Here is a 26,881-nt window from a genome sequence, read left to right as displayed (position 1 = left end):
TCACTGGCCGGCGACGTACGCCGCGACGTCGTCGATCGTGGGGTACTCGTAGACCATCGTGGGAGGTATCTTCAGGCCGCTGAAGTCCTCCAGCTCCGCGGTGAGTTCGACCGCCTGAACGGAGGACAGTCCCAGCTCGCTGAAGACGGCCTGCGGGGAGACGGTCTCGGGAGCGACCTTGAGATGCTCGGCGACCCGGCCGACCAGCCAGCTCCGCACCTGCCGCCTGGTCATGGTCCTCGTGCTCACTGGGCGTACTCTCCTCGCAGGTAGGCGGCCCGGCAGGCACCACGCTGCACCTTGCCGCTGGATGTCCTGGGCACCGCGTTGGGGCCGACCACCACCACGTCGTCGAGGGTGATTCCGTGCGCGGCGGCGACAGCGCTGCGCACCACGCGCGCGATCTCGGCGCGCTTGGCGGCGGCGGCCTCGTCGGCCCCGGCCGCGCCCTGCCCGGCGCCGGCCACGAGCACGGCGCGTTCGGCTCCGCCGTCCTCGACCGCGAACGCCGCGGAGCAGCCGGTGCGCAGCGCGGAGTGGGCCTGCTCCGCGGTGAATTCGAGGTCCTGGGGGTAGTGGTTGCGGCCGCCGACGATGATCAGGTCCTTGCAGCGCCCGGTGACGTACAGCTCGCCCTCGTGCAGGAAGCCCAGGTCGCCGGAGCGCAGGTAGGGGCCGCCACCGGCGCCGGCCGGCTTGGCGGCGAAGACCTCCTCGCTGGCCTCGGGCCTGCCCCAGTAGCCGGTGGGCAGGTCCGGCCCGCCGATCCAGATCTCGCCCACCCGGCCGGGCCCGACCGGTTCGGCGGTGTCCGGGTCGACGATGACCACTTCCCGGTCCATGCGGGTGATCCCGCTGCTGACCAGGGTTGTCCCGGCCTCGGCGGGCACCACTCGCCCGGCGCCCAGTGCCTCGTCGTCCACGGTGAGCCGGGTGGGCTCGTCCGCCACCCGGGCACCGGTGACCAGCAGGGTCGCCTCCGCGAGCCCGTAGCACGGGTAGGCGGCGGCGGGGTCGAAGCCGTGGGCGGCGAAGCGTTCGGCGAAGGCGCGCAGGGTGCGGTCCCGGACCGGTTCGGCGCCCGTGTAGGCGACCTTCCAGCTGCTCAGGTCCAGGCCCTCGCAGTCCTCCTCGCGAATGCGGGCGACACACATGTCGTAGGCGAAGTTGGGTGCGCCGCTGGTGGTGGCCCGGTACTGGGAGATCGCGCGCAGCCAGCGGACGGGCCGCCTGATGAACGTCAGCGGCGACATCAGGATCGAGTGGCCGCCCATCCACAGCGGCTGCACCACGTGGCCGATCAGGCCCATGTCGTGGAAGAGCGGCAGCCAGCCCACGCCGGTGAGTCCCTTCTCGTGTTCGAAGGACTCCCGGATCATCTCCTCGTTGTGGGCGAGCGCCCGGTGGGTGACCGTCACTCCCTTCGGCATCGCCGTGGAGCCGGAGGTGTACTGCAGGAAGGCGATGTCGTCAGGGCCGGGGCGGTGGTCGTCCGGGGCGTCGGCGGCGGCGGCGGACAGCTCCGCCACGGTGGTCCACCACAGATCCGCCAAATCCGGCATCACCGAGCGCACCGTGTCCAGCATCTCGGGCGGTACGGCCACGATCACCGCGGCAGGCCGGCAGTCGTCGACGATGGACTTCAGGGTCTCCATCCGCTGCCGGTTCTGCAGCGGCAGCGGCGGGTACGCCGGTACGGCGATGACGCCGGCCTGGAGACAGCCGAAGAACGCAGGGACGAAGTCCAGGCCCTCGGGCAGCAGCAGCAGTGCCCGCTCCCCGCGCGCCAGCCTGGCCCGCAGCCCTGCGGCGATGCTGCGTGCCGTCGCGTCCAGCTCGCCGTAGGACAGCGTCCGCTGTACCTCGCCGTCGTCGTCGAGGAAGGTGAACGCCGGTGCGGTGGGCTGCCGGTCGGCGTGGTACAGGAACCGGTCCAGGGTCGTCTCCGCCGCCGGATCGGGGGCTGTCGCAGAGGTCGTGGGAAGGGTGGTCGCCGTCGTCATCACTTGTCCCCCGTGGTCGGTGTCACCAGAACGTCCATCCGCGCGATGCCGTACGACCCCTGCCGGGTGCGGTACTGGGCCGGCGCCCCGGGGTCCAGGGAGAACCGGTCGAGGTGGTCGTAGTAGGCGTGGAAGGCGCGGTCGGCCAGCAGCCGGGACAGGGCGGCGCCCGGGCAGAAGTGCGGGCCCGCGCCGAAGGCCATGTGGTCGCCCCGGTTGGGGCGGTCCAGGTCGAAGGTGTCGGGGTCGGGGAAGTGGCGCGGGTCCCGGTTGGCCGCACCGAGCAGTACGTGCACCAGCGCGCCCTCGGGGATGACGGACCCGTGCAGTTCGACGTCCTCCTTGGCGCGGCGCAGCAGCCACTGGGTGGGGCTGTTCAGCCGCAGATACTCCTCGGCGAAGTCGCCGGAGCGCTCGGGCGCGGCCAGCATCCGCTTGGCCAGCTCCGGGTCGCTGAGCAGCATGTGGAAGCCGCCGCCCAGCAGGTTCATGGTGGTCTCGTGCCCTGCGGCGACGAACGACCAGGCCATGGTGACCAGTTCGTCGCGGGTCAGGTCGCCCGCCTCGTGCTGGACGACCAGCTCGCCCAGGATGTCCTCCTGGTTGGGCTTGCCCTTGCGCTCGGCGGCCAGGTCGCCCATGTAGTTCCCGAACTCCATCAGGTCCTCGAAGAACCCGGGTGCCTCGTCGGGATCCATGCCCGCGGCCACCGCGAAGCTGTCCATCACCGCCTGCGACCAGCGGCGCAGGTCCTTCTTGCGGTCGAGCGGGATGCCGAGCATGCCGCCGACCACGCGCAGCGGCAGCATGGTGGTGAACGCCTCGACGAACTCCACCCGGTCGTGCGAGAGCACCTCGGTCATCAGGTCGTCCACGAGGGTCTGCACCCAGTCGCCGAGCGTGCGGACCAGACGGGCGTTGAACGCGCGGTTGGCCATGTGGCGCAGCCGGGTGTGCTCCGGGGCGTCGCGGTTGACCAGCATCGGCAGGTTCATGTAGTCGTCCCGCCGGATCTGGGACGAGAACAGCTTCTTGTCCTTCAGGGCGAGCGCGACGTCGTCGTAGCGGCTCAGCACATAGAAGTCCGTGCCGTCCGCGGCGCCGCCCGGCACATGGTGGACGGGGGACTCGTCGCGCAGCCTGGCGTACAGCGGCCAGGGGTTGAGCCGGTATTCGGTGCTGGTGAGATCGATGGCCAGGGTCGTCATCGGTGAACTCCTGTCAGAGGGTGCTCTGGTGCGTCCGGCTCAGGCGTGCTGCGGTGCGTCCGGCCGCGCCGGCGCGTCGATGAAGCCGGTGGCGACGAAGCGCCGCAGATAGGTGTGGACGAGGTCGGCGTCCAGGGAGGGGCAGACCAGTCCGGCCGGGTCGAGAGCCGAGCGGGTCTGGGCCGAGTCGGACAGCGGCAGCCGTACGTCGTCGACGGTGTCGTTGAGGAAGGGCGCGAGGCCGAGCAGCGCCATGGTTCCCGAGCTGCGGTTGGTCACCCGCTCCTTCCACTCGTCGAACGGCAGCCGTCGCATCGGGTAGCCGAACTCCTCGACGTGGTCGAAGAGTTGGGACCAGCTCAGCGACCCGTGGTTGACCAGGTGGAAGGTGCGGCCGCTCAGTTCGGGACGGCCGGCCACTTCCACGACGGCGGCGGCCACGTAGTCGATCGGCGCGGGCTGTACGGGCATCCGCACGTCCTGCGGGGCGATGCCGGCCTCGATGCAGCCCTTGAGCATCATGTTCAGATGGTCGAGACGGTTGAAGGAGCCCGTACGGCTGTGCCCGCCGGTGTTGATGCGGTGGATGGTGACCGGTACGCCGCGTTCGTGGGCGGTGCGGACCATCTGCTCGGCCACCCACTTGGTCTGCGCGTAGCCGACCGCCAGCGCTCCGCTGCTGTGCAGGTCGTCGCTCTCGTGCACCAGGTCGGCGGTGTAGTCGATGGAGGAGAAGACACCGACCGTGGAGATGAAGTGCACGGGCCGCGCCGCGCCGGCCGTGGCCAGCCTCAGCACCTCCCGGGTGCCGGCGACATTGGCGTCCTCGAGGCCGCTGTAGGGGTACGTCCACTTCACCATGCCGCCGCAGTGGATGATCGAGCCCACGCGGGCGTGCAGTGCGGCGAACGTGCCGTCGTCCAGCCCGAACAACGGCTCGCCGAGGTCGCCGACGAGCGGCACGATGCGGTCCCGGTACGGTTCCGGGTCGACGCCGTAGGCCTCCAGATTGGCCAGGATCCGCCGCAGCGCATGCGCCTCGTCGTCGGCTCGGACCAGGCACAGGACGTCGCCGGAGCGACGGTCGAGCAGTTCGGCGAGCAGGAAGGCGCCGACGAATCCGGTGGCGCCGGTGAGCAGGGTGGCCTCGGGGGCGGTGCCCGCGGGCTCCGGCGGGAGGGCGGGGGCGATCGACTCCTCCAGCCGCGCCCGTTCGGCCATCTCCTCGACCGTCATGGTCTTGCGGCGGCGCGGGCGGGGCTTCGGCGCGACAGGGGGTGCCGGCTCCGCCGCCCCGGCGACGGCTGAGGCGTCCGCGGCGTTCGCCGGGACGGCCGTGTCTGCCGTGCCCGCGGTCTCGGCCAGCTCCTCGGCGGCCCAGGCGGCCAGGCTGCGCAGCCCGCTGCCGTCGAAGATCATTTCCATCGGGATCGCGATGCCCAGGTCCCGGTCCACCATGGTCTGCAGCTCGGCCATCATCAGCGAGTCGGCCAGGTCGGTCACCGGGGTGTCCGGGTGGACCTCCTCGGGCTCCGCGGCCAGGATGCCGGCCATCACCCGGACGAAGTGATCGAGCAGGAGACGCTGCCGCCGGGCCGGGTCCGCCGCGAGGAGCACCTCGCGGGCCGGTGCCGGTGCCGCGTCCGGCGCCCCGGATCCGCCCTCGCCGGTGGCCCGTTCGGCGATCAGCCGGCTCAGTATCTGCGGGCCGACCGGCCGGAACGAAACGCCCAGCAGGTCGACGACGGGTGTGCCGTCCGTCGTGGTGAGCGAGATGTCACCGATGACCGAACCGTCCGCGGTGTCCCGCACCGTGGCGGCGCACTCCAGTGCGGCGCCCTCCACCGGCCGGTGCACGATCATCTTCTGGTAGCCGGTGCCCAGCCGTACGGGCCGTTCGTCCCAGCCCTCGGAGCCGGAGTGCGCGGCCACCGCGACCAGTTGCACGCACGCGTCGAGCAGGAGCAGTTCCGGCCGGATCCCCGCGGTGATCCCCTCGGCGTCCGGACCGGGCAGGGCCAGGGTGCCCGCCGCCGCTCCGGGGCCCCGCGAGGCGCTCTGGACCAGGCGGAAGCTGGGGCCGAGCCGGAAGGAGGGGTGCCAGGCCTGCCGGTAGAAGGTGTCCGCGTCGAGGCTCTCGGCGCAGCGTGCCCGTACGGCGTGGAGGTCGACCGCCGAGGCCTGCGGGCCGGTGCCGGGCTCCTCGGAGGAGACGGGCTCGTCCTCGACGACCACGACGGTCAGATGCTGCTGCCAGCCGCCCTTGGGGTCCGCGCTGAACACCCGGGCCCGGGCCCGGCCGGACTCGGCCGGAGAGATGACGACCTGGACGGTCGCCGCGTCGTCGTCGCCCAGCACCAGCGGCCGGGACAGCTCCAGACCCTCGATGCGCACCGGGCCGTCGAAGGTCTCGGCCGCGCAGCGCAGCAGCAGTTCGAGGTAGACCACGCCAGGTACGACGAGCCGGTCGTGCACCCGGTGTTCCGCCAGGAACGGCAGGACCGACAGCGACAGCCGGGTTTCGCCGATCGTGTCCCCGGTGGCCGCCTTGAGGACGCGGGGGCGCAGCGCCGCGCCCGGGTCACCGGCGGCGGGCTGCGCGGCGGCGTTCTGGGCGGCGGTGTCCTGGGCGGCGGGCCGCATCCAGTGCGTACGGCGCTGGAAGGGGTACGTGGGCAGCTTGGGTACCCGCGCGGGCCGCGGGCCGTTGACCTTGGCCCAGTCCACGTCGGCACCCTCGCTCCACACGCGGGCCAGCGCCCGCAGCAGGCACTCGTGCGCGTCGGCGGTGGTGTCCGCGGGGTGCGCGGAGGCGACGCGGGTCAGTCCGCCCTCCGACACCAGTTCAGCGAGCATCGGCCGCCGGTCCGGCGAGCCCAGCTCGACCAGGACCCGGGTCCGGATGCCCAGCGTGGACCACAGCACGTCCTCGAACGGGACGGGTTCGGCGGCCTGGCGCAGCCAGTAGTCGACGGTGACCGCCTCGGCGCCGGCCGGTTTGCCGGTGGCGTCCGACACGAAGTCGACCTCGGGCAGCCGCAGTTCGATGTCGGCGAGCACCTTCGCCAGCGTCTCCCGGTCGTCGGCGGCGGCGACGAGGCGCGCGCCGTCGGCGACGGTGAACACTCCGGCGAGCGCGGCGGCCGCGTAGGCGCCCGCGCCATGACCGGCCACGACGTCCGGTGCCACGCCGACGGACTTCCACCAGGCTCCCAGGGCCACCGCCGTCGCGTACGCCGCGAGGCGCTCCGCGAGAGGTGCGGGGAGGGGCCGCCGGCCGGCTGCGGCATCGTGGGGGCTGGTCGCGCCACGCGGTGCGGCCGCCGATGGCTGCGGACCCGCGCCTCTTTGGGGTGCCGGCGAACCGTCGCGGACTTCGCCGGGGCCGCTCAGGGCGCCGTCGGCGTCCGGCACACCGCCGTCCTGGGGCTCGGCGTCGGAGACGATCAGTGCCGACGGTGGCAGGTCCACGGCCCCGCACACCTCGTCGACCGTCTCCGTCACCACGTCGATCCGCCCGTACAGGCCGGCCGGCACTCCGGTGGCCTCCCCGCCGGGCGCCAGGAAGGCGATCCTGGGCGCGCCGGTCTCGTCACGCCGGCCCGACACCACACCGGCGGGCAGCAGCCCGCCCTCGGCGATCCGCCCGAGCCCGTCGGCGAGCTCGGTCAGCGATCCGGCCACGACGGCGGCCCGCTGCGGCAGGTCCGCCCGGCCCACGCCGGACTCCCAGGCCACCCCGCGCAGTGCGTCCGGGGCCGCAGAGTCCCGTACGAACGTGGCGAGTTGCTGTGCGGAGGCGCGCAGGGCGTCCTCGTTGCGCCCGGACACCTTCACCACCACCGGACCCTCACCCACGACGTCGTGGGCGGCATCGGCGATGGTCTCGGCGGGCGCGGGCGGGGATTCCACGACCACATGCGCGTTGGTCCCGCCGAACCCGAACGACGACACGCCCGCGACCCGCCGCTCCTCGTCCCACGGCGTCAGCTCGGTCGCCACCCGCACCGGCAACTCGTCCCACTCCAGCAACGGATTGGGAGTAGTCAGGTTCAGATGCGGCGCAATGACTCCACGTCCGACCGTGAGAATCGCCTTGACCAGGCCCGCGATACCGGCGGCAGCCTCCAGGTGCCCGATATTCGTCTTCACCGACCCCAGCACCACCGGCCGGTCCGCCGCACGCCCCTCACCCAGCACCGAGGCCAGCGCCCGCACCTCGATCGGATCGCCCAGCGGCGTGCCGGTCCCGTGCGCCTCCACATAGCCCACATCACCGGGCGCGACCCCGCCGACCGCCAACGCGCGCCGGATCACGTCCTGTTGGGCGGATCCCCGGGGCACGGTGAGACCCGAACTCCTGCCGTCCTGGTTGACGGCGGAGCCGCTGACCACCGCCAGTACTTCCTGCCCGTCCCGCACGGCGTCGGCCAACGGCCGCAGCACCACCACGCCGCAGCCCTCACCGCGCACGTAGCCGTCCGCCGAGGCGTCGAAGGTCTTGCACTGGCCCTCCGGCGACAGCATGCGGGCCTTGGAGAGGGTCACCGTCGTGCCGGGGGACAGGAGCAGGTTCACGCCGCCGACCAGCGCTCGCTCGCACTCCCCGGCCCGCAGCGCCTGGCACGCCAGGTGCAGCGCCACCAGCGAGGAGGAGCAGGCCGTGTCCACGACCATGCTCGGCCCCTCAAGCCCCAGCACGTACGACACCCGGTTCGCCGCGAAGTTCTGGGCGCCGCCCGTCGCCGTATAGCCGTCCAGTCCGGCCACGTCCCCGGCGGCCGCAGTCAGCCGCTCGTAGTCACTCCCGCCCATCCCCACGAACACACCGGTACGGCTGCCGCGCAGCGAGTCCGGTGCGATCCCGGCGTGTTCGAGGGCTTCCCAGGCCACCTCCAGCACCAGCCGGTGCTGCGGGTCGACCTGTGCCGCCTCGCGTGGCGGGATCCCGAACAGCCCGGCGTCGAACTCCCGGACCCCGTCGACGAATCCGCCATGACGCGCGTACGTCCGACCCGGCGCGTCCGGATCCGCGTCGAAGTAGGCGTCCGCGTCCCACCGGTCCGCCGGTATCTCGCGTATCGCCGAGCGGCCCCCGGTCAGCAGGTCCCAGAAGCCCTCGACGCCCGTGCCGGCGCCGGGAAAGCGGCACCCCACACCCACCACGGCGATCGGCTCGGTGAGGGCCTTCCTGGCCTCGGCGGCCTCGGCGCGCGCGGTCTTCAGCTCGACCAGCGCGCGGCGCAGCAGGTCGGAACGGTCGTGAGCGGTGCTGCCGTTGGTGGCCGTTGTCATGAAATTCCCCCAGTGCCGGGCATGATGATGGTGTTCGTGGACGTGGACCCGCTCATGTGCGGCTAGCGCTCCAGTTCCTCACCGAGGAGGCGCAGCAGTTCGTCCTCGGAGAGGTCGTCGAACTCCTCCGCCGGTTCGTCCTCGGGCAGGGCGGGCTCGGTTGTGCGAGGGGTTTCGGGCGGCAGCACCTCGGTGAGCAGGTACTCGGCCAGCGCTGCGATGGTCGGGTGCTCGAAGGTGGCGGTGGCGGGCAGGCGTACGCCGAGTACCGCGTCCACGCGGGTCTTCAGCTCGACGCTGGTGATCGAGTCCATGCCCACCTCGAAGAAGCCCGCGTCGCGTTCCAGGAGGGTGCCGCCGAGCACGACGGCGGTCTCCTCGCGCAGCCGGTCCTCCAGGAGCCGGCGGCGCACCGCGGCGGGTGCCTCGCGCAGTCGGTCCAGGAGTTCCTGGTCCACGGTGTCCGTCGCCGTGGTGGCGGTGCCCAGGAGTTCCAGCAGCGGACGGCGCCGCTTGGCCTCCAGGACCGGACGGAAGATGTCCCAGTTCACCGGCGCGACGGTCATCTGGTGGCGTCCGTCGCCCAGCAGCCGGTCGAGCGCGGTGAAACCGACCCGGTCGGGCAGCACGTACAGGCCCATCGACTCGAAGTAGCCGACGTGTTCGGGCGAGACCATGTCGCTGCCTGCCCACCAGCCCCAGTTGACGGCGAGTGCGGGCAGCCCGCGCCCGGCGCGGTCGTGGGCCATCACGTCCTGGAAGTAGTTGGCCGCCGCGTAGTGCCCGGCGAGCGCCGAGCCCCACACCGAGGAGGCGGAGGAGAACATCACGAAGAAGTCCAGTTCCGCCCGGTCCGCGAGCGCGTCCAGGACCAGGGTGCCCTCGACCTTGGGCCGCAGCACGGTGCGCAGCTGTTCCCAGCTCATGTCCTGTATGGCGCAGGGGTCGAACAGGCCGGCCGCGTGGACCACTCCGCGCAGCGCGGGCCACTCGGTGCCGCATGCGTCGAAGACGGCGGCCATGCCCTCGGCGTCGGCCACGTCGACGGCGGGGGTGTGCACGGCGACGCCCGCGTCCCGCAGTTCCGCGACAGCGCGTACGGCCGGGTCGTCGGGGTCGTCCGACAGTGGCCGGCGGCCGGTCAGGACCAGGTGGCGGGCTCCGTGGCCGGCGAGCCAGCGGGCGATCCGCAGGCCGAGTGCGCCGCGGCCGCCGGTGACGAGGTAGGCGGTGTCGGCGTCGACGCGCACGGCGGTCCCCGGGTCGAGTGCGTCGGCCGCGCGCAGCCGGGCGACCTTGCGTGCGCCGCCCCGGTAGGCGACCTGGTCCTCACCGTCGGCGCGCAGCACCTCGGCGACGACGGCCGCGGCGTCGGCGTCGAGGTCGGCCGCCGCCGGGTCCAGGTCGAGCGAGCCGCCCCACACCTCGGGGTGTTCCAGCGCCACCACCCGGCCCAGGCCCCACACCGGGGCGTGCGACGGGGTCGTGCCGGTGCCGTCGACTGCGGCGCCGCCGCGGGTGACCAGCCACAGCCGGGGGGCGGGGTGCCCGTCGGTGACGCCGAGGCTGCGGGCCGCCCACAGCAGGGGGCCGCAGGAGACGGCGAGTGCGGCGTCCAGTTCCGCACCCGGGGTGCGTGCGTCGGGGGCGGCGTCCAGCGTGCCGAGGTGCAGCAGGCCGCGGACCGGCAGGTCCACCGGCAGGGGCCCCTCGGCTTCTTCGGGGGTGAGCAGCCGGCAGTCGGCGCCGGTGGCCCGCAGCATTGCGGCGACCCGGCCGGCGACGCCCTGCCGGTCGGCGACGAGCAGCCAGGTGCCCTCGCCCGCCTCTTCCGGACCCTGCGGGGCTTCGGCGGTGCGCCACTCCAACTCGTAGCTGTTCTCGGTCAGTTGGGTGTCGACGTCGTCGGCGTGCCGGGGCGTTCCGGGCACGGTGGACACCGGCCTGGCCGGCAGCCAGTGCCGCTGTCGCTGCCAGGGATAGGCCGGCAGGGAGACCCGCGGGGCGTTCGGCGGCTGGATCGCCTCGTGTGCGAGGTCGTAGCCGAGGGCGTGCAGTGCGCCGGCCGCGTCGAGCAGGGTGCTGCGGCTGTCGGCGCCGGTCCGCATCGAGCCCAGCACGGTGAGGTGCTCGGCGCGGTCCGCCAGGGTCTGGGTGACCGCGGACCGGAGCACGCTGTGCGGTCCGATCTCCACCACAGCGGTGTGGGCCTCGTCGCCCGCGGCGGCCCGTACGGCGTCGGCGAAGCGCACCGGGCTGACCATGTTGGCGCACCAGTAGCCGGTGTCGAACGCGCCGGGTTCGGCGGGCCCGCCGGTGACGGTGGACAGGACGGGCAGGCCGGCGGGCGCGGGAGCCGGGAGGTGGGCCAGCGCCCGTTCCAGGTCGGCCTGGAACGGCAGCATGTAGGGGCTGTGGAAGGCGTACTCCTTCTGGACCGTCGCCCACTGGGCGCGGCGTTCTCGGGCGCGCTTCTCCACCTCGGCCAGGGCCGCCGGGTCGCCGGCGAGCACCGTGCTGACCGGGGAGTTGACGGCGGCGACGGTGACCTGGTCGCCGTAGGGCGCGATCAGGTCGGCGACCTGGCCGGCGCCCATCCCGACGGCGGCCATCGCGCCCTGCCCCCGGCCGGCCCCCATGACCTCGCCCCGGCGGACAACGATCTCCAGTGCGGTGTCCAGGTCGATCGCCCCGGCGGCATACGCCGCGCCGACCTCGCCCACGCTGTGGCCGAGCACCGCGTCCGGCGTGATGCCCCAGCTGCGCCACACCTCGGTCAGCGCGGCCTGCACGGCGAGCACCGCGGGCTGCGCGATCACCGTGTCGGCCAGCCGGGAGCCGGCGCGGTCGGCCACGAGTTCGTCGACGAGCGACCAGCCGGCGAGCCGTTGGACGACGACGTCGCAGTGGTGCAGCACCCGGGCGGCGGTGGGGTCGGCGAGCAGGCCGCGTCCCATGCCGGGCCACTGGCAGCCCTGCCCGCTGTAGACGAAGAGCAGCCGGCGCTGCTCGGCGGGGACGACCGCGCCGTGCCGGATGCCGGTGGCCCGTGCCGCGTTCGCGGCGGCGGTCAGTGTCTTCGCCGCCTCGCCGGCGGAGCGGGCGACGACGGCGGTGCGCCGCGTCAGGTGGTCGCGGTCGAGCGCGGCGGTGCGGGTGATGTCCGCCCAGCCGGGCCGGTCGGCAAGGGCTCCCTCGGGCGCCCGGTCGTTGGCGCCTTCGCCTTCCACCGCTGCGAGGAAGCGGCCGTACGCCTCGCCGGTGGCGGTCAGGGCGTCCGGGGTGCGGGCGGACAGCAGCAGGAGTTCGGCGGAGGGTTCCGCTGTGGGAACGGCCTGCGGGGTGTCTGCGCCGAAGGAGTCCCGGCGGCCGTCCGGCGGGGCCTCGCCCAGGATCAGATGGGCGTTGGTGCCGCTGAAGCCGAAGGAGCTGAGCCCGGCCGTGCGGGTGCCGCCGGCCTGCTTCCACTCGGTGAGCTTCGCGGGGATCTCCACCGGCAGCCGGTCCCACGCAAGGTGCGGGTTGGGGGTGTCGAAGTGCAGATGCGGCGGGATCTTGCCGTGGTGCAGGGACAGCGCCACCTTGATGAGGCCGGAGATCCCCGCGGCGGCTTCCAGGTGCCCGATGTTGGTCTTCACCGAGCCGACCGTCAGCGGGGCCGCCGTCTCCAGGTCCGGGCGCAGCACCTCGACCAGGGCGCCGATCTCCATCGGGTCGCCGAGCGGGGTGCCGGTGCCGTGGGCCTCCACGTAGCCGACCTCGGCCGGGTCGGTGCCGCCACTGCGCAGCGCCTCCCGGATGACGGCCTGCTGGGCCTGCCCGTTGGGGACGGTGAGGCCCGCGCTGCGACCGTCCTGGTTGACCGCGGAGCCGTGTAGCACGGCCCACACCCGGTCCCCGTCGGCGACCGCCTCGGACAGCCGTTTGAGGACGACGACCCCGCAGCCCTCGCCGCGGCCGTACCCGTCGGCCGAGGCGTCGAAGGTCTTGCAGCGGCCGTCCGGGGACAGCGCGCCGAGCTTGGCCAGGCTGACGGTGGTGCCGGGGGCCAGCATCAGGTTCACCCCGGCCACGATCGCCAGGTCCGCCTCGCCGGAGCGCAGGCTGCGGGCCGCGAGGTGGGCGGCGACCAGTGAGGAGGAGCACGCGGTGTCCACGGCCATGCTGGGGCCCTGGGCGCCGAGGAGGTACGAGAGCCGTCCGGCGGCCACGCTGAAGGTGTTGCCGGTCGCCTGGTACGGGTCGATGCCGTGGGTGCCGTCGGCGGACAGCAGCTGCATGTAGTCGCTGGTGTTGATGCCGACGTAGACCGCGGTCCGCGAGCCGGCCAGCCGCGCCGTGGTGCAGCCGGCGTCGGCGAGCGCCTCGGAGGCCACTTCGAGCAGCAGCCGCTGCTGCGGATCCATGCTGCGGGCTTCCCTGGGCGCGATGCCGAAGGCCTCGGCGTCGAACTGGTCCACGGGTACGTCGAGGAAGCCGCCGCGGTAGGTGTACGCCTTGCCGGGCGCGGCCGGGTCCGGGTCGTAGAAGGCGTCCCGGTCCCACCGGTCCTCGGGCACGGAGGAGGTGGCGTCGCCGCCTCGGGCCAGCAGCCGCCAGTAGGCGTCGAGGTCGTTGGCCCCGCCGGGGAAGCGGCAGCCCATGCCGACGATGGCGAGGGGTTGTGTGCCGGTCCCCGCTCCACCGGCTCGTTCGACGGACCGGTCGGGTGCGGCGGGGGCCGCCACGTCCAGGTCGGCGAGGTATGCGGCGAGGCGGCGGATGGTGGGGTGGTCGAAGACGGCCGTGGTGGGGATCTGGCGCCCCAGCGCGCGCTCGATCCCGACGCGCAGTTCCACCACCATCGTCGAGGTGAGCCCGAGATCGAACAGTCCGGTGTCCGCGTCGAGTGCGCCGGCGTCGTCGAGTTCCATCACGGCGGCCAGTTCGCGCCTGAGGTGGGCGATGAGCGCGGCGACGCGTTCGTCACGGCTGTCCGAGGAGGCGGCCAGGGGCGCGGTCCGGGCGGCCGGGGCCGGCTGTGGAGCGGTCCTGGGCGGCGTGGCGGCCGGCGCGGCAACGGTGCCGGGGGGCACGGGCGGACTGCTCGGTTCCCAGTACGTCTGACGCTGGAACGGGTAGGTGGGCAGCTTGGGCAGGCGGGCCGGGCGGGGGCCGTTGGCCCGGGCCCAGTCCACCGGTACGCCGTCCGCCCAGACCCGGGCCAGCGACTCCAGCAGCCGTCGGTGCGAGTCCCCGTCCGAGGCCACGGAGGGCAGGCAGGTCACGACGGCGGAGCCCGCGGCGGAGACGACGTGCGGCAGCAGCCCGCCGGTGCCCAGCTCCACCACGATCCGCGTGTCGTCCGCCAGCAGGGTTCGCCCGGCGTCCGCGAACCGCACCGCCTGCCGCGCGTGCCGCAGCCAGTAGTCGACGGTGGCCGGTTCCGGCCCGGCGAGTTCACCGGTCAGATCCGATACGAAGTCCAGGGCGGGTTCGTGCAGCCGTACCCCGTCGAAGGCCTCCGCGAAGGGTGCCAGTACGGGGTCCATCTGGGCGGAGTGGAAGGCGTGCGACACCCGCAGGGGCACGGCGCGCGTCCCGCGTTCACGGATCCGCGCCACGACGTCCGCCACCGCTTCCCGCGGCCCGGAGACCACGGTTTCCCGTGGGCTGTTGTACGCGGCGATCTCCACCGTTCCCGACTCGATGCCGGGGATCCCGGCGAGGTCCCCGGGCCCGCAGAACAGCGCGGCCATGGTGCCGGTGCGGGGAAGGTCTGCCATCAGCCGTGCGCGCGCGGCGACCAGGCGGGCGCCGTCGGCGACGCTGAAGACCCCGGCGAGCGCGGCGGCCGCGTAGGCGCCGACGCTGTGCCCCGTCACGACGTCCGGTGCCACGCCGACGGACTTCCACCACGAGCCCAGGGCGACCCCGGTCGTGTAGAGGGCCAGCTGGGCGACGTCGGTCTCCGCCAGCGCGGCCGCCGCCTCGGCGCCGGGGTCCAGGAGGACCAACAGCGGCGGTGCGGACAGCCCGCCCACCACCGAGGCGACCTCGTCGACGGCCTCGGTCACCGCGTCCAGTCGGCCGTGGAGTCCGGCGAGCACGCCGGCCAGCCGGGCTCCCTGGCCCGGCACCACGAACCCGACCCGGGGCGCGCCGGCGGCGGGCCGTCCACGCAGCGTTCCGTCGGCGACCTGGTCGAGCCGTTCGGCGAGTTCGGTGGCCGAGGCGGCCACGACGGCGGCCCGCTGCGGCAGGTCCGCGCGGCCCACGCCGGCCGCCCACGCGACGTCGCGCGGCTGCACGTCTTCGCCCAACGCACGTATCGCTGCGGCCAGTTGCTGTGCGGAGGCGCGCAGGGCGTCTTCGTTGCGCCCGGACACCTTCACCACCACCGGACCCTCCGCGACCTCGCCCGCGACCTCATGGACGGTCGTGTCGGCGGGCGCGGGCGGGGACTCCACGATCACATGCGCGTTGGTCCCGCCGAACCCGAACGACGACACTCCCGCCACTCGCCGTTCCTCGTTCCACGGCGTCAGCTCCGTCGCCACCCGCACCGGCAACTCGTCCCACGCCAGCAACGGATTGGGAGTCGACATGTTCAGATGCGGCGGAATCACCCCACGACCGACCGCGAGCACCGTCTTGATCAGACCCGCGATACCCGCCGCCGCCTCCAGATGCCCGATATTCGTCTTCACCGACCCCAGCACCACCGGCCGGTCCACCGCGCGCCCCTCGCCCAGCACCGAGGCCAGCGCCCGCACCTCGATCGGATCGCCCAGCGGCGTGCCGGTCCCGTGCGCCTCCACATAGCCCACATCACCGGGCGCGACCCCACCAACCGCCAACGCCCGCCGGATGACCGCCTGTTGGGCGGAACCGCGGGGGGCCGTCAGGCCGTTGCTGCGCCCGTCCTGGTTGACGGCGGAGCCCTTGACCACCGCCAGGACGTCCTGCCCGTCCGCGAGCGCGTCCGCCAACGGCCGCAGCACCACCACACCGCAGCCCTCACCCCGCACATACCCGTCCGCCGACGCGTCGAAGGTCTTGCACTGGCCCTCCGGCGACAACATCCGCGCCTTCGACAACGCCACCGTCGTCCCCGGCGACAACAGCAGGTTCACCCCACCGACCAGCGCCCGCTCGCACTCCCCCGCCCGCAACGCCTGGCACGCCAGGTGCAGCGCCACCAGCGAGGAGGAGCAGGCCGTGTCCACGACCATGCTCGGCCCCTCAAGCCCCAGCACGTACGACACCCGGTTCGCCGCGAAATTCAGCGCGCCCCCCGTCGCCGTATAACCATCCAGCCCCGACACATCCCCACCCGAGGCCGTCAAACGCTCATAGTCACTCCCACCCATCCCCACAAACACACCCGTACGACTGCCCCGCAAAGAATCCGGCGCGATCCCCGCATGCTCCAGCGCCTCCCACGCCACCTCCAGCACCAGCCGGTGCTGCGGATCCACCCGCACCGCCTCCCGCGGCGGAATCCCGAACAACCCCGCATCAAACTCCCGCACCCCGTCAACAAACCCGCCATGCCGCGCATACGACCGCCCCGGCACCTCCGGATCAGCGTCGAAGAACGCCTCCACATCCCACCGGTCCCCCGGCACCAACCCCACTCCGGACTCACCGCCGGTCAACAGATCCCAAAAACCCTCCACACCCTCCCCAGAACCCGGAAAACGGCACCCCACCCCCACCACAGCGATCGGCTCGGTGAATTCGTCATGCGCAGGCACGGTTCCCCCGGAAAGGTCAGGTCAGGATTCGGAATCGGCAACGGCGCACCACTCGCCGACGTCGATGTCGGCCCGTGCGCTGCGGGCCCCGGCTCGGAGGGCCGGGGGAGCGCCACCGCGGCGATGCGGCAGCTCAGATACACAAAAGGCTTCGTCACCCACGGCGTCCGTGACAACCCTTATCCGGCTTACAGGGGTTCGCGGGCGCCCGTCTGACCTGCGGATGCCCACCCACCGGGCACCACCCCTAGGCCTCCCTCAGCGCCCCTGAGCACCCCCTGAACACCCCTGAGGGGAGCGACCGGGTGGAGGCGGGCGCTCGTGAACGGTGCGGCCCGTTCACGAGCGCCCGCGGTCACACCTTGCGCAGTCGGGTAGGGGGCGTGGCGTGCAGGGTGTCGGGGTGTGCCTCGGCCTGCTCGACGGGCAGGTCCTGGCGCCCCTTGACGTTCAACTTGCGGTAGATCCTGGTCAGATGCTGTTCGACGGTGCTGACGGTGATGAAGAGCTCACCGGCGATCTCCCGGTTGCTGCGGCCCCGGGCGGCGAGGTCGCACACCCGTCGTTCGGCGTCCGTGAGGTGCTTCAGCGGGTCGGCGGAGGTGTCCTCGGCGGGCTCCGGGTGGGCGGACGGGGCGTCGGGGGCGCTGACCGCCGTCAGCTGCACGGGCAGGGCCGCCCGGCCTCCGATGACCGCGTGCAGGCTGGGCCTGACCGCTCTGCCGGCGGGTCCACTCTCGCCGAGCAGGCGCTGGGTGTCCTCCAGATCGGTGAGGGCCTTGGCCAGCTCGACCCGGTCACCGCTGTACCGCAGCTGGTTCACCGCCTGGACGAGGAGTTCGGACCGCTGCTCGGGCGCCCGGGTGGCGGCCAGGACACGCAGCGCCATTCCTCTCACCCGGGAGTGTCCGCCGGACGCCAGAGCCGACAGCTGTTCCTCCGCGAGGCGCCCGGCCGCGTCCGGTTCGCCGAGTTCCAGCAGCGCCTGTGCCGCCCCGCAGCGCCACGGACCGATCGTGGAACGGCTCATGCCCCACTTCGCCATCAGCTCACCGCAGGCGTGGAAGTCGGCGAGTGCCGCCTCGTACTGGTGCGTGGCCAGATGGTGACAGCCCTTGGCGTGCAGATACAACAGCCCGGGGGTGCTCTCGAACAGCATCTCCGGCACCGGCCTGCTGAGCAGCTCGGCGGCCTCGCCATGCCGTCGCGTCTCGGTGAACGCGCGCAGCAGCAAGGCGTAGACGGTGCCGAGTCCAACGCCCCACGCCTGCGGCGGCATCCGGCGCAGCGCCCGCCGCGCATAGTGTTCGACGCCCACCAGATCGCCCTCGTACAGGGCGGCCTGGGAGCGCAGGGCGGCCATCAGGCCTTCCCAGTGGGCGGCGCCCCGGTCGGTGGCGTCGGTGAGCAGCCGGTCGGCCCACTTGCGGGCGGACCGGGGCCGGTCGCAGCCGAGGAGCGTGGCCACGGCCATGGCGAGCGGCTCGACGGTGCGGTGGGTGAGCCGGGTGGCGCCGAGCACATGCTCGGCGCTGCGCACGGCGTCGGCTCTGGGGCCCTGCGTCTGGACGGTGCGCAGGTGCATGGAGACCTTCATGCGGGTGGCGGTGGTGAACGCGGCGCTGGCCAGCTCCAGATCACTGCTCTGGTCCCGCAGGTCCGGTATGCGCTCGGCGAGTTGCGGGAAGACCGTGGTGAGCATCGTGCCGCAGGCGCGCAGTTCCATGGCAGGCCCGGGGTTCGCGCCGTCCACGAGTCGCGCGAGGTGTCCGTAGAGCCGCTGGTTCTGCCCGGCCCGGCCGTGCCACCAGAGAATCCCGGGGAGTTCGAGGGCCAGGCGCGGTGAGAGATGGCCGTGTCTGATCGCGGCGGACAGGTAGGGGTACAGCCGGGGTGCCGCGGCGGGACAGAGCAGCAGTTCGGCGCGGGCCAGCGCGGCGACCGCCTCCGCCTGGAGCCGCAGGTCACCGATGCCGGCCCGCAGGGCGAGGAGCGCGCATGCCCGGGCCTGCTCGCCGTCGTCCTCGTCGAGCAGTTCGCCGGCGCCGTCGACGAGAGCCTGTGCCATCCAGGTCTCGGCGACGCGCTCCACGTGCAGGAGTTGCCGGGCGACACCCGCCGCGGCGGCGCCCGAGTCCAGAAGCAGCCGCGCCGCCCGCCGGTGCCACGCCGTCCTGTCCTCCTGCGCCATCTCGCCCAGAATCACCCGGACCGCCGCGGGGTGGCGCAGCCGGCAGCCGTGCACCAGCCCGACGGCGTCGAGTTCGGCCACGGCGCGGGCGACGGCCTCCAGCGGCAGGTCGAGCAGCCGCCTCAGCAGCGCATGGGTGGCCGCCCCGTCCAGCAGTGCGATCCCGCGGGCCACCGCCAGGGTCGTGGGGCCCGCGGAGTGCAGGCAGCCCAGCAGAGCGTGGCCGAAGGCGGGGCCACCGGGCGGGACGTCGGCGACAGCGGTCTGTCCGGACGCGCGCAGGTCCTGGAGCAGCGCCTGGACCAGGAGCGGGCTGCCTCCGGTGAGTGCGTGCAGGTCGGCGGCCGGCGGGTCCGCGGCCCTCGCCCCGGTGTCGGCTTCGACCATCTCCCGCACCCCTCGCGGAGACAGCGGGCGGAGCCGGATGAAGCTGACGTGCGGCCGCCCGAGCAGTTCGCTGTGCAGCGCCGAGTAGGCTTCGGCCGGTTGCGGACGCTCGGTGAGAACCACGAGCACTCTGTCGGAGGGCACTCGGCGCACCACCCGCACCAGGTGAACCACTGATTCGGGGTCCGCGTCGTGGATACCGTCCACGGTGATGACGACCGGCTTTTGCTCGGCCATGTCCCGGATGAGTCTCGAAAAGCCGGAACCGGCCAGAACGGTGCGGTTCTCCAGCAGCTTCCTGGCCCGCCGGGCGTCCTCCGCTCCGAGTGCGGGACTTTCGAGAAGCTCGGTCAGCATGCCGTACGGGACATCGCGGTCGGGCGGGACGCAGCTTGCGCCGAGGGAGATCACATCGTCGGAGAGTTCCGCATCCAACTCCCGTAAGAGCGCGGTCTTCCCCGAACCCGCGGCGGCACTTATGAGGGCGACCCTGCCGTGACCCTCTCTACTTTCGGCCAGTAGACCTCGTATTTGCCGGATCTCTCCGTCCCGTTCACATAAGTTCATTCTCTCTATTTCCCCCATTAGGCAATTCAAATTTGCAGAAAAACCGCCACCGCGCGGAGCTTCCGCAGGTAGGGGGGCCACCCCGCCCCCTCATGCCGGGTACATCAGAGGGCCGCACTGCCCCCTTGCCCGGTACACCGATCAGCCTAGGAACCCCCACCCAGCAAACACCCTTAGCCCCCGGCAGACTCCTGCAACTCCTTCCCCGTCCCCTCACATTTCACTCTGGGCATAGGCGGGGGACCCCTATTACCTGTGGTTACAACCCCTGTTACCGGCAGCCGAAGTCAGGGGTTGCCCCGGCGCGGGCCCGCCCGGAATCGTGAAGCGCCGAAGCGAAGCGCTGAAGAGCCTCCGAAGAGAAGAGCCCACGCCACCCATGACCCAGCCTGCGCCCACCCGACGACAGATCCTCAAGCGCGGTGCGGGAGCAGCCGGAGCTGCGGCGCTGTCCGTACCCCTGCTCAGCACCGAGGCGAAGGCCTCCGAGCCCGTGGACGCCGTCGTCATCGGCAGCGGCTACGCCGGGTCGGTGGCGGCCCTGCGGCTCGCCCAGGCCGGAATCAACTCCGTCGTCCTGGAGCGGGGAAGACGCTGGCCCATCACCCCCTCCGGTGACACCTTCGCACCTCAGGCCCGCCCGGACGGACGGGCCTCCTGGCTGTCCACCACTTCGCCCCTCAGCCGGGAACCGGTCAGCCTGTTCACCGGCGTGCTGGAGGCCTACGCCGGCGGCGGGGTGACGTGTCTGGCGGGTGCCGGTGTCGGCGGCGGTTCGCTGGTCAACTACGCCGTCATGGAGGCTCCGTCGGAGCAGCTGTTCCGCGCCAGTTTCGGCACCCGGCTCGACTACGCCGAGATGGCCGGGACCTGGTATCCCCGGGCGCGCGGGCTGATCGGCGTGGCTCCCATCCCCGACGACGTGCTCGCCTCGCCGTACTACGCCAACGCGCGTGACTTCCTGGCCGCCGCCGAGCGCGCGGGGCTGGGGACCCGGCGCGTCGACATGGCGATCGACTGGCAGACCGTGCGTGCCGAGATGGCCGGTACGGCGGTCCGCTCGGCGATCGTCGGCGACGCCATGCTCGGCATCAACAGCGGTGCCAAGCGCAGCGTGGACCGCACCATCCTGGCCGCCGCCGAGGCCACCGGACGCACCGAGGTGCTGCCTCTGCACCAGGTGCTGGACATCCGCGCCGACGGGGACCGCTATGTGATCGACTGCCGGCAGATCGACGAGCAGGGCCACGAGCTGGCCCGCCCGCGGTTCACCGCCCGCCATGTCTTCCTGGCCGCAGGGTCACTGGGCACCACCCGCCTGCTGGTGCGGGCGAAGGCGCGCGGTCATCTGCCGCACCTCAACGACCAGGTGGGGCGCAACTGGGGCAGCGGAGGCGACCACATCGTCGCCCGGGCCGGTCTGCCGCTCACCAGCAAGGCCCAGGGCGGGCCCGCCCACATTCTCGCGACCGACTGGGACAACCCGAAGGCTCCGGTGAGCCTGCTGAGCTTCCCGCTGGGCTACCCGGCGCTCGGACCGCTCACGGACACCGCCCTCGCGATGTCCGTGGCGCCCCCGATCGGCCGCTTCACCTACCGGGCGCTGAGCGACAGCGCGGAGCTGTACTGGCCCGCCGCAGACCCCCGGATCCTGCGCGTCACCGCTGCCGTGCAGGGCACCGCGCAGCGGCTCAACGCCGCCACGGGGCTGGGGCTCGACATCGTGACCCCCCTGCTGACCTCTCACTCCACCGGGGGCGTCGTCCTGGGAGAGGCCACCGACTCGGCGGGCCAACTCGTCGGCCACGGCAACCTGTTCGCGGTGGACAGCTCCCTGCTGCCCGGCTCCACCGGCGCCATGCCGCCGGCGCTGACCACCACCGCCCTGGCCGACCGTTCGGTGTCCCGGGCCCTGGAGAACATCATCACGACGGGCTGAGCCACCACCGGTTCGCGTGGCTGAGCCACCTGCACCACCGGTGCGCGACGGAGCCGTTCGACACAAGCCGGACGCAAGACCGGTCGGCGCAAGGCCGGTTGCCCACCATCACCGAGGAGCTGGACTTGTCGGCCACACCCAACGGACTGCCCCACGCGCGCGTGTGGACGCTCACGATCGTGTCCACCGCGGCGTTCATGCTCATGCTCGACCTGACGGTGGTGAACGTCGCCCTGCCGCACATGCGCACCGCGCTCCGGGCGGACTTCTCCGACCTTCAGTGGGTGCTGGACGCCTACGCGCTCACCCTGGCCGTCTTCCTGCTCACCGGCGGCTCGCTCGCCGACCGGCTGGGGCGCAAACGGGTCTTCCAGACCGGATTCGTCGTCTTCACCCTCGCCTCACTGGCCTGCGGCCTCGCCCCTGACGTGACGGCGCTGAACCTCGCCCGGGCGGCCCAGGGCCTGGGCGCGGCCCTGCTCTTCGCCGTCGGCCCCGCGCTGATCGGTCACGAGTACCGGGGCAAGGACCGCGGCCTCGCCTTCGGCGTCTTCGGGGCGGTCTCCGGCCTGGCCATCGCCTTCGGGCCGCTGATCGGCGGGGCGCTCACCGACCTGCTGAGCTGGCGGTGGATCTTCCTGGTGAACGTCCCCATCGGCGTGGCGGTGGTACTCGTCGGCGCATGGCGGCTCAAGGAGTCCCGTGATCCCCAGCCGCACGGCGTCGACTGGGCGGGCCTGGCCGTCTTCAGCGCCGCACTGACCCTGGTGGTCCTCGGCTTCATGCGCGGCCAGGCCGAGGGATGGACCAGCCCGCTGATCCTCGGCATGTTCGCGGCCGGGGTCGTCCTGCTGGCGGTCTTCGTCCCGCTGGAGCGGCGCAGGGGCGCCGCGGCGATGCTGGACCTGTCGCTGTTCCGGATACCCACGTTCAACGGGATCTCCCTCACTGCCTTCATCGCCAACGCGACGGTGCTGTCCGCCATCTTCCTCCAGGGCTCCTACATGGAGAACGTGCTCGGCCATTCCCCCTGGGAGACCGGTGTGCGCTTCCTCCCGCTGACACTGACGCTGTTCGCCGCCGCGGCGGCGACCGGCCCGCTCACCGTGTCGCTCCCGCCGCGGCTGCTCGTCGGGACCGCGCTCGCCTGCATCGCCGTCGGCCTCTTCCTGATGGGCCGGGTGACGGTCGGCGACTCGTGGACCGCGCTGCTGCCCAGCATGATCGTCAGCGGTGTCGGGCTCGGTATGTTCAACCCGCCGCGTGCGTCGCTCTGCATCGGGGTGACCGAACCGGCCAAGGCGGGCATGGCCTCGGGCATCGGCGAGACCTTCCAGCAGGTGGGGGTCGCCGTGGGCATCGCGGGGTTCGGAGCCCTGTTCCAGAACCGGGTCGTCGACGCGTTCACCCATTCGGACGCCGGGCGGCAGCTCGGCCCGCACGCCGCGGAGGCCGGCCGGGCCGCGGCCGCCGGTGGGGGCAGGGAACTGACCGCCGGCCTTCCGCCCGCCCTGGCCGACCAGGTCACCGTCGCCGCGCGCGCCGCGTTCGTGCACGGCCTGAACGACGTGCTGTTCGCGTGCGGGGTGCTCGCCTCGGTCGGCGCGGTGATCGGCTTCGTCTTCATCCGCTCCACCGACCTCCACGCCAGCGCGCTGCGGGACACCCCGCTGCCCGACACATCACGGGCCATGGCGGCCTCGGGCGACAGACCCGCATGACAGAGTGATCCACAGACCTATGTCCGCGCCTCAACTCCCGTCGCAACAAGAGGAATTCAACGTGACCACGTCGATCATCGTCACTGGCGCCTCCGCCGGACTGGGGGAGATCACCGCCGGGGAGCTCGCCGCCCTCGGCCACCATGTGATCCTCGCCTGCCGCAGCGTCGAGCGCGGCGAAGCCGCGGCCGAGCGCATCCGGGCCCGTACTCCCGGCGCCGCTCTGGAGGTTCTCGAACTCGACCTCGCCTCACTGGACTCGGTCCGCTCGGCGGCCGCGAAGCTGCTGGCGGACACCGCCCGGCCACCGCTGCACGCGCTGGTGTGCAACGCGGGCGTCCAGGTCGTCAACGGAGTGCAGCAGTCGGCCGACGGACACGAACTCACCTTCGCCACCAACCACTTGGGCCACTTCCTGCTCATCCAATTGCTCGCCGACCACATCGTGGCGCCGGGCCGGATCGTGCTGGTGTCCAGCGAGGTGCATCAGGGCCCGCGCAAGTCGATGGGCTTCCCCGCGCCGCACTGGCAGCACCCCAAGGCACTCGCGGACCCGGCGCAGACCGAGCTGGGCGGCTCCCCCAAGGCGGGCCGCGTCCGTTACGCCACCTCCAAGCTCGCCAACCTCTACCTGACGTACGAGCTTGCCCCCCGAGTCGCCGAACAGGGCATCACCGTCAACGCCTTCGACCCGGGCCTGATGCCGGAGACGGGACTCGACCGGGACTGGCCGCAGTGGACACAGCGGATCTACCACGCGATGGCCCCGGTACTGGTGCGTATCCTGCCCGGTACCCGCTCCGTGGCCGGCTCCGGCAGCGACCTGGCCTGGCTGACCGCCTCCCCCGACGTCGCCGATGTCACCGGGACCTATTTCTCGGGGCGCCGGCGGCGCGAGAGCTCCCCGCAGTCGCACGACGCGGCCCGCGCGGCCGAGCTGTGGGACGTCTCGGAGGAACTCGTTGCCGAACACTGAGCCCGACCGGGACGGAACCACCGACTGGATCAAGTGCTTCCACCCCTCCCCCGCCGCGGCCGTCCGGCTGGTGTGCTTCCCGCACGCGGGGGGATCGGCCGGGACGTATCTGAAGTTCTCCGCGCGGTTGCGGCACGAGGTCGAGGTCCTGGCCGTGCAGTACCCGGGGCGGCAGGACCGCTCGGCCGAGCCGCCCGTGCACGACCTGCACGCCCTCGCGGACCGGGCGACCGAGGCCGTCGTCGCCCACGGCACCGGGCCCTGCGTCCTGTTCGGGCACAGCATGGGCGCCGTCGTCGCGTACGAGGTCGCCGCCCGCCTGACAGCACGCGGCGCGGGCCCGCTGGGAGTGGTCGTCTCCGGCAGCCCCGCCCCCTCCGCGCCCCGGGAACGGACGATCCACCACCTCGGTGACGCCGCGCTCATGGCCGAGATCGGGCGACTGTCGGGCACCGACCCGCGGGTCCTGGCCCACGAGGACCTGATGAGGCTGACGCTTCCCGCGCTGCGCGGCGACTACACGGCGCTCGAGACCTACGTCCACCCGCGAGGACAGCGGCTCGCCTGCCCCGTCAGGGTCGTGGTCGGCGACCGGGACCCTCTGGTGACACCGGAGGCGGCCGGATCCTGGGCGGAGCACACCGCCGGCTCCTGCGACGTGCGGGTGCTGCCCGGCGGGCACTTCTATCTCCAGGAGCAGCAGGACGAGCTGGCGGCCCTCACACTGGCCTGGATCGACACCCTGCGCACGACGCCGACCCGCTGAGCCGCGGCCGCAAACGGGTGTGCACGCACTGAGGGCGCCCCTCCGAAGAGGGGCGCCCTCAGCTCTGTGCGCGGCTCCCGAACGGGTCTGTGGTGGCGCTCAGCCGGTTCCGTCGGTCGTGTACACATGCATCCCGGGGATGTGCAGCGTGCCGCCGAACTGACCGGCCTGCACGACCTTCACGTGAGTGAAGTAGATCAGCGGGATGTTGAGCGGCGGCGGGCTGTCCGGGCTGAACGTGATCGGGATCAGCCCGAACAGGTTGCCCGAGATGGACTCCGTGTACATCGTGACGGAGCCGTCGCGGAAGGTGGACGTCGTACCCGAACCGGCCTGCACGTGGTAGGTCTTGCCGGCGTTCTTGTCCTTGACCGTCTGGTGCAGGTCACCGATGTCGACACCGCCGGAAACGACGTACTTCAGCACCTTCTTGGTGGTGCCGTTGGCCGTCTTCACCTTGACGACGCCCTGGTAGTCGGCCTTCTGCAGCAGCAGCGAGCTGGCGTCCAGGTACCACGGGTCGTCCGGCAGCGTCACCTTGTTGTCGACGCCGCCCTCGTCGTCCGTGGCGGTCGGGCAGTTCGCCGCGTCGGCACCGGAGCTCGCCGAGGGACTCGCGGAGGAGGTGGCCTCGCCGGCCGCCTTCTCCACCGTCTTGGTGGCGCTGTCGGCCGCCTTGGACGCCGTGTCGGTCGTGTCCTTCACGGTGTCGCCCACCGTGTCGGTGACCTTCTTGGTCGTGTCCTTGACGCTGTCCGTGACGCTCTTGCCCGGGGACGTCGACGAGTCCTTGCTCGCGCTCGCCGAGGAGGACCCGGACGGCGTCGGGCCGGCGCTCGGCGTGGAGCTGCCGCCGCCCCCTGTGAAGAGGCCGCCGATCGCGTCGCCGAGGTCGTTCAGCAGACCGCCACCGCTGCTCGCGGACGCCGAGGGGCTCGGCGTGGCGGTGTCGCCGCTCGACGTGTCCTTGCTCGAACTCTCCGAGGCGGACGGCGTGGGCGTCGCCTTGTCGTCGGAACCTGAACCCGACGATCCCGCCTTGCCCGAGTCGGAGGCGTCCTTCGAGGAGGTGGACGACGGCGAAGGCGTCGCCTTCTCGTCCGACGGGCTCGAACTCGCCGAGGCCGACGGCGACGGCGAGGCCGACGCGTCGTCGCCGAGAGCGGCCACACAGTCCTTGTACTCGTCCGCGGTCAGGCTCTTCGCCGTCGGAGCACCCGAACCGCCGCTGTCCGCGAGGGCGAGCGAGGACGTGAACCCCATTCCCATGAGGACCGCCGTCGGCATCGCCACCGTGGCTATCGCCTTGCCGGCCGGCATGTGGAACCTGGTGAACAGCGGCTTCTTGGGCGCCGCGTGCCGCGGCCCGGTTCTCACACGGAACTCGTCCACATCCGTCCCGTGGGTCACCTCGTCAGCCGGCACTGTGCCTCCCGTTCGCCCCGTTCGCCGGGCTCGTTCCTGACAGATCGTTCGACTCACCCAGCACGGGCTTGAGGATGGTGGTGTCCGAGTCCATGGCCTCGGGGGCGTAACCCGTCTGCGGCGTACCCTCCCGCGCGGCCTCGGCCGGCGGCTCGCCCGGCGCCCAGGACACGGCCATGGCCCCGCCGACCAGCGAGAGCAGGAAGCCCACCAGGAAGCCACCGAGGTTGGAGACGGGGATGGAGACCAGTCCCAGCAGGATCGCCGCTATACCCGCGAAGGTACGGACGTGCTTCTGGAACCAGAGACTGAAGCCCAGGACCACCAGCAGCACACCGATGATCAGGGACCCGGCGCCCGCGGTGGTGGCCATCGCCAGAGTCAGATGCCCGACCTGCAGGTGGGCGTACGGGAAGTAGGCGATGGGGAGTCCCGCGAGCATGACGAACAGGCCGGCCCAGAACGGCCGCGTGCCCCGCCAGGCGCGGAACTGCACCCTCCGGCGACTGAACTGGCCGGCGGGTACGGCAGGAGTCTCGGCGCTCATGGAATACAGCTCCCTGTACGGCTTTACTGTGGTGATGGTGCTGTGGTGGTGAGTTGCAGTACGTGTGAAGAAGTTGATGGAAGGGCGACGGGCGGGGGCGCCGTTGGCTCCCCCGCC

Annotated in this window: 12 protein-coding genes; 4 read left to right on the top strand and 8 right to left on the bottom strand. The window is 72.5% G+C overall.

The window, feature by feature from the left end; translation table 11 throughout:
* The 6 genes from OOK07_RS30125 to OOK07_RS30100 form a co-directional block, all read right to left on the bottom strand.
* The gene (locus OOK07_RS30125) at nt 1–249 is read right to left on the bottom strand and encodes an acyl carrier protein (protein ID WP_266684908.1); all 249 of its coding nucleotides are present in this window, start codon (nt 247–249) and stop codon (nt 1–3) included.
* Nucleotides 246–2,003 (bottom strand): fatty acyl-AMP ligase, encoded by a 1,758-nt coding sequence (locus tag OOK07_RS30120; RefSeq protein WP_266799583.1) that lies wholly within the window; start codon nt 2,001–2,003, stop codon nt 246–248. The genes OOK07_RS30125 and OOK07_RS30120 overlap by 4 nt, the downstream gene beginning before the upstream one ends.
* Entirely contained in the window at nt 2,003–3,211 is a 1,209-nt protein-coding gene (locus OOK07_RS30115; RefSeq protein ID WP_266684904.1) for a cytochrome P450, read from the bottom strand. Before OOK07_RS30115 ends, OOK07_RS30120 begins: the two co-directional genes overlap by 1 nt.
* A 39-nt stretch (nt 3,212–3,250) precedes the next feature.
* On the bottom strand, nt 3,251–8,506 hold the full coding sequence (locus tag OOK07_RS30110) for a thioester reductase domain-containing protein (protein WP_266799581.1): 5,256 nt from the start codon (nt 8,504–8,506) through the stop codon (nt 3,251–3,253).
* Nucleotides 8,507–8,568: 62 nt separating this feature from the next.
* Nucleotides 8,569–16,209, bottom strand: coding sequence for a type I polyketide synthase (locus OOK07_RS30105; RefSeq protein WP_266802075.1), 7,641 nt, complete (start codon nt 16,207–16,209; stop codon nt 8,569–8,571).
* A 391-nt stretch (nt 16,210–16,600) separates the two neighbouring features.
* On the bottom strand, nt 16,601–19,390 hold the full coding sequence (locus tag OOK07_RS30100; RefSeq protein WP_266799580.1) for a helix-turn-helix transcriptional regulator: 2,790 nt from the start codon (nt 19,388–19,390) through the stop codon (nt 16,601–16,603).
* A gap of 379 nt (nt 19,391–19,769) precedes the next feature.
* On the opposite strand from OOK07_RS30100, the gene OOK07_RS30095 reads away from it, so the two are divergent.
* From OOK07_RS30095 to OOK07_RS30080, 4 genes are all read left to right on the top strand, one after another.
* Nucleotides 19,770–21,329, top strand: a complete 1,560-nt coding sequence (locus OOK07_RS30095; protein ID WP_266684898.1) for a GMC family oxidoreductase N-terminal domain-containing protein — start codon at nt 19,770–19,772, stop codon at nt 21,327–21,329.
* A 125-nt stretch (nt 21,330–21,454) separates the two neighbouring features.
* On the top strand, nt 21,455–23,050 hold the full coding sequence (locus tag OOK07_RS30090) for an MFS transporter (protein WP_266799578.1): 1,596 nt from the start codon (nt 21,455–21,457) through the stop codon (nt 23,048–23,050).
* A gap of 61 nt (nt 23,051–23,111) precedes the next feature.
* Nucleotides 23,112–24,026, top strand: coding sequence for an SDR family NAD(P)-dependent oxidoreductase (locus OOK07_RS30085; protein ID WP_266684895.1), 915 nt, complete (start codon nt 23,112–23,114; stop codon nt 24,024–24,026).
* Entirely contained in the window at nt 24,013–24,792 is a 780-nt protein-coding gene (locus tag OOK07_RS30080) for a thioesterase II family protein (protein ID WP_266799576.1), read from the top strand. The genes OOK07_RS30085 and OOK07_RS30080 overlap by 14 nt, the downstream gene beginning before the upstream one ends.
* Before the next feature lie 99 nt (nt 24,793–24,891).
* On the opposite strand, the gene OOK07_RS30075 is transcribed toward OOK07_RS30080, so the two are convergent.
* Both OOK07_RS30075 and OOK07_RS30070 read right to left on the bottom strand, forming a co-directional pair.
* A complete protein-coding gene (locus tag OOK07_RS30075; RefSeq protein ID WP_266799574.1) occupies nt 24,892–26,217 on the bottom strand; it encodes a hypothetical protein in 1,326 nt (441 codons plus the stop codon).
* The gene (locus OOK07_RS30070; protein WP_266684890.1) at nt 26,207–26,764 is read right to left on the bottom strand and encodes a DUF6114 domain-containing protein; all 558 of its coding nucleotides are present in this window, start codon (nt 26,762–26,764) and stop codon (nt 26,207–26,209) included. Before OOK07_RS30070 ends, OOK07_RS30075 begins: the two co-directional genes overlap by 11 nt.
* Nucleotides 26,765–26,881 lie beyond the last annotated feature (117 nt).

The sequence above is a fragment of the Streptomyces sp. NBC_00078 genome, assembly GCF_026343335.1.
In the GTDB taxonomy this organism is placed as follows: Bacteria; Actinomycetota; Actinomycetes; order Streptomycetales; family Streptomycetaceae; genus Streptomyces.
The sequence above is the reverse complement of the archived record's forward strand: the minus strand, read 5'-3'. Positions and strand labels throughout refer to the sequence as shown.

Coding starts and splice junctions, on each gene's coding strand:
- OOK07_RS30120 (WP_266799583.1), bottom strand. CDS start 2,003: ATGACGACGGCGACCACCCTTCCCACGACCTCTGCGACAGCCCCCGAT.
- OOK07_RS30115 (WP_266684904.1), bottom strand. CDS start 3,211: ATGACGACCCTGGCCATCGATCTCACCAGCACCGAATACCGGCTCAAC.
- OOK07_RS30110 (WP_266799581.1), bottom strand. CDS start 8,506: ATGACAACGGCCACCAACGGCAGCACCGCTCACGACCGTTCCGACCTG.
- OOK07_RS30100 (WP_266799580.1), bottom strand. CDS start 19,390: ATGAACTTATGTGAACGGGACGGAGAGATCCGGCAAATACGAGGTCTA.
- OOK07_RS30095 (WP_266684898.1), top strand. CDS start 19,770: ATGACCCAGCCTGCGCCCACCCGACGACAGATCCTCAAGCGCGGTGCG.
- OOK07_RS30070 (WP_266684890.1), bottom strand. CDS start 26,764: ATGAGCGCCGAGACTCCTGCCGTACCCGCCGGCCAGTTCAGTCGCCGG.